At 72.3% G+C, this 3,545-nt stretch carries 3 protein-coding genes and 2 pseudogenes; 3 read left to right on the top strand and 2 right to left on the bottom strand.

Annotated elements, in window-relative coordinates; genetic code table 11:
- Positions 1-73 precede the first annotated feature (73 nt).
- The 3 genes and pseudogenes from ABZ281_RS42625 to ABZ281_RS42615 all read left to right on the top strand — a co-directional run.
- Positions 74-832: pseudogene (locus ABZ281_RS42625) on the top strand (ATP-binding cassette domain-containing protein); the annotation flags it as partial.
- A gap of 2 nt (positions 833-834) precedes the next feature.
- Entirely contained in the window at positions 835-1,560 is a 726-nt protein-coding gene (locus ABZ281_RS42620) for an ABC transporter permease (RefSeq protein ID WP_356663421.1), read from the top strand.
- Positions 1,561-1,615: 55 nt separating this feature from the next.
- Entirely contained in the window at positions 1,616-2,047 is a 432-nt protein-coding gene (locus ABZ281_RS42615) for a hypothetical protein (RefSeq protein ID WP_356663419.1), read from the top strand.
- 4 nt (positions 2,048-2,051) lie between these two features.
- Here the strand turns inward: ABZ281_RS42615 and mug are convergent, their stop codons facing one another.
- Both mug and ABZ281_RS42605 read right to left on the bottom strand, forming a co-directional pair.
- Positions 2,052-2,597 carry a G/U mismatch-specific DNA glycosylase gene (mug, locus tag ABZ281_RS42610; RefSeq protein WP_356663417.1) on the bottom strand — a complete coding sequence of 182 codons (546 nt, stop codon included), beginning with the start codon at positions 2,595-2,597 and terminating at the stop codon, positions 2,052-2,054.
- A 22-nt stretch (positions 2,598-2,619) separates the two neighbouring features.
- Positions 2,620-3,545 (bottom strand): annotated as a pseudogene (locus tag ABZ281_RS42605) (adenylosuccinate lyase); the annotation flags it as partial.

The raw sequence follows: 3,545 nt of genomic DNA, 5'->3' as shown, positions 1-3,545 counted from the left end.
CTTCTTGGGGTCGATGTTCTCGCGGCTCTGGTCGACGTAGGAGATCTTGACGGTGTCGCCGACCTTGATGGCGCCGACCGCCGGGTCCGCCACGATCGGCGGCCGGCCCTACGCGGCACTGCACGAACCCCTGCGCCACGTCGGCGCCCTGCTCGACGCGCAGGCCGCGCACGGCTCCCGCACCGCCCGCGACCACCTCCGCGTCCTGGCGGCGAGCAACCGCATCCCGGAGCGGCGGGTCGACGAGGTCCTGGGGGAGACGGGCCTGGCGTCGGTGGCCCGGCGCCGCGTGCGGACGTACTCCCTGGGCATGCGCCAGCGGCTCGGCATCGCCGCCGCCCTGCTGGGCGACCCCGAGGTGGTCATGCTGGACGAGCCGTCCAACGGACTCGACCCCGAAGGCATCGTGTGGATCAGGCGGTTGCTGCGCCGGCTCGCGGGGGAGGGCCGCACGGTCCTGGTCTCCAGCCATCTGATGAACGAGACCGCGTCCTTCGCCGACCACCTCGTCGTCCTCGGCCGGGGCCGGCTCCTCGCCGACACCCCCATGCGGGACTTCATCCACGCGCGCGTGCAGCCCCGCGTCCGCATCCGCACCACCGACCCCGTTGCCCTCAAGACGGCCCTCGCCCGGCACGGCCACGACGTGGAGGAGCACGTGGACGGGCACTGCGCCGTGCACGACGCACGGGTGGACGACATCGGCCGCATCGCCTCGGCCGCGGGCGTGCCCGTCCTGGAACTGGCGGCCGAGGAAGCCACGTTGGAGCAGGCCTACTTCGACCCCACCGGGGCCGAGACCGAGTTCACCGCACAGCACCAGGAGGCCTGACCATGGAATGCACGCCCGTACTGCGCTCCGAGTGGCTGAAGATCCGCAGCCTGTGCTCGCTTCCGGGAACGCTGCTGGCGCTGTTCACGGCCACTGTCGCGTTCTCCGCGATCGCCGGTGTCTCCGATGCCTCGGGCCCGGGGTTCGATCCGCTGTTCGCGTCCCTGTCCGGCGTCCTCCCGGGCCAGATCGCGGCCATCTCGTTCGGGGCCATGGCCGTGTCGTCGGATTTCCACCAGGGCGCGCTCCGGGTCTCGCTGGCGGCGGTGCCGCAGCGCGGCCGGTGGTTCGCGGCCAAAGCGGCCGTCATCGCCGTACCGGCGCTCCTCGCGGGGCTGATGACGGCCCTCGCCGCCCTCCTCGTCGGGCGGGCGGGGCTCGGCCGGGCGGCCAACACACTCAGCACCGGTGAGCAGCTGCGCGGTGTAGTGGGCTGCGGTGTGTACCTCATGCTGATGGCCCTGTTCGCCGCGGGCGTCGCCGCCCTGCTCCGCAGCGGCGTGGCCACCCTGTCCCTGCTGGTGCCGTTCATCCTCGTCGTGTCGTTCGTGATCGGCGACGCCACGGGCACCGTCGCCGACTTCCTGCCCGACAAGGCCGGGCAGGAAGTCCTCAGGGAGACGTACGACGGCACGCTCGGGCCGTGGTCGGGGCTCGCGGTGACCGCGTTGTGGACGGTCGCCGCCCTGCTGGCGGGAGCCTGGAGCGTGCGCCGCAGGGACGCCTGAGGGCGACCCGGTTGATGCCCCGCCAAGTGTCAGTGGGGGCGGGTTTACTGGACCCATGAACATCGCACAGCACCTCGCCCTCATCGACGAGCTGTGCCACCGCCCCTTTCCGGCGGAGCACGGCCCGTCGGACGTCGGCGTCTCGGGGCCCGGTCACCACGTTGCGGTGTTAGACGCCGCGACCGACGACGACCCGGCGGCCAGGGCGGTGACGATCGACCAGTACGAGAAGGACCGCGACGCTCTCTACGAACTCCTCGCCTCCCGCTGGGGCGACACACCTCCGTACAACCTGCAGACCGTCCTGCTGCGCACCGAGCGGGAGGAGATACCCGGGCCGTGGGCGGAGTTGAGCGCGCGGGCGGGCGTCGCGCACCTGTGGGAGGTGGAGGGCACGGGCCGCTGGGTGGCCGTGGCGGTCGCGGACCGGGACCCCTCGCGGGAGGTCCAACTGCTGGCCCTGGTCACGCAGACGGACCCCCCGTAGGCGATCAGCCTCCGGCGGCTTCCCGCAGCCGTCCGTATTCCTCGGCCATCGTCTCGAGCGTCCAGTGCGCGTTCAGCCCGCTCGGATTCGGCAGCACCCACACAGGCGTGTCCCCGATCGTCCGCGGCTGCGGCCCCACCTGAGCCTTGCGGTCGTCGAAGGCCGCGCGGTAAGCGGTCACCCCCACCACGGCCAGCCAACGCGGCCGCAGCCGTTGCACCTTGGCCGCGAGCAGCCGCCCGCCCTCCCGGTACTCCTCGGCGCCCAGCTCGTCGGCCCGCGCGGAGGCCCGTGCCACGACGTTGGTGATGCCGAGCCCGTACGACAGCAATTCCTGCTGCTCGCACGGCTTCAGCAGCCGCGGAGTGAACCCGGACCGGTGCAGCACCGGCCAGAAGCGGTTGCCCGGGCGGGCGAAGTGATGACCCGTCGCGGCCGTCATCAGGCCCGGGTTGATCCCGCAGAACAGGACGTGCAGACCCTCCGCGACCACGTCGGGCACGAGGCGGTCGCGGGCGGCCTGAAGCTCCTCGGGTGTGAAACGCGGCACCGTCGGCTACCCGGCCGGCGCGTCAGAGAATGGCCCCGGGCGTGTAGCCCGCGGCCCGGGGGTGCTGCTTCACGATCTCCTCGACCCGGGCGACGACGGCGGCGACCTGGTCGCCCGCGGCACCGGTGAAGGACAGCTTGTCGGCCATCAGCGCGTCCAGCTGGTCCCGGTCCAGCGGGATGCGCGCGTCGGCGGCCAGCTTGTCGAGCAGCTCGTTGCGCTCGGCGCCCTGCTCGCGCATGGCGAGCGCGGAGGCGACGGCGTTCTCCTTGATCGCCTCGTGCGCCAGCTCCCGGCCGACACCCGCGCGCACGGCGCCCATGAGTACCTTGGTGGTGGCGAGGAACGGCAGGTAGCGGTCCAGCTCACGGGCGACGACCGCCGGGAACGCGCCGAACTCGTCGAGCACCGTAAGGAACGTCTCCAGCAGACCGTCCAGCGCGAAGAACGCGTCCGGCAGCGCGACCCGGCGCACCACCGAGCAGGACACGTCACCCTCGTTCCACTGGTCGCCCGCCAGCTCGCCGGTCATCGAGGCGTAGCCGCGCAGGATCACCATCAAGCCGTTGACGCGCTCGCAGGAGCGGGTGTTCATCTTGTGCGGCATGGCCGAGGAGCCGACCTGGCCGGGCTTGAAGCCCTCGGTGACCAGCTCGTGCCCGGCCATCAGCCGGATCGTCTTGGCCAGCGACGACGGGGCCGCCGCCAGCTGCACCAGCGCGGTGACGACCTCGTAGTCCAGCGAGCGCGGGTAGACCTGGCCGACCGAGGTGAACGCCTGCGAGAAGCCCAGGTGCGTGGCGATCCGCTGCTCCAGGTCCGCGAGCTTCGCGGTGTCCCCGCCCAGCAGGTCCAGCATGTCCTGCGCGGTGCCGACCGGGCCCTTGATGCCGCGCAGCGGGTAGCGGCCCAGCAGCTCCTCCACCCGGCCGAACGCGACGAGCAGTT

The sequence above is a fragment of the Streptomyces sp. NPDC006265 genome (assembly GCF_040613555.1).
In the GTDB taxonomy this organism is placed as follows: Bacteria; Actinomycetota; Actinomycetes; order Streptomycetales; family Streptomycetaceae; genus Streptomyces.
Note: the sequence above shows the minus strand (reverse complement) of the source record. Positions and strands in the feature narration are given on the sequence as shown.

Coding starts and splice junctions, on each gene's coding strand:
- ABZ281_RS42620 (WP_356663421.1), top strand. CDS start 835: ATGGAATGCACGCCCGTACTGCGCTCCGAGTGGCTGAAGATCCGCAGC.
- ABZ281_RS42615 (WP_356663419.1), top strand. CDS start 1,616: ATGAACATCGCACAGCACCTCGCCCTCATCGACGAGCTGTGCCACCGC.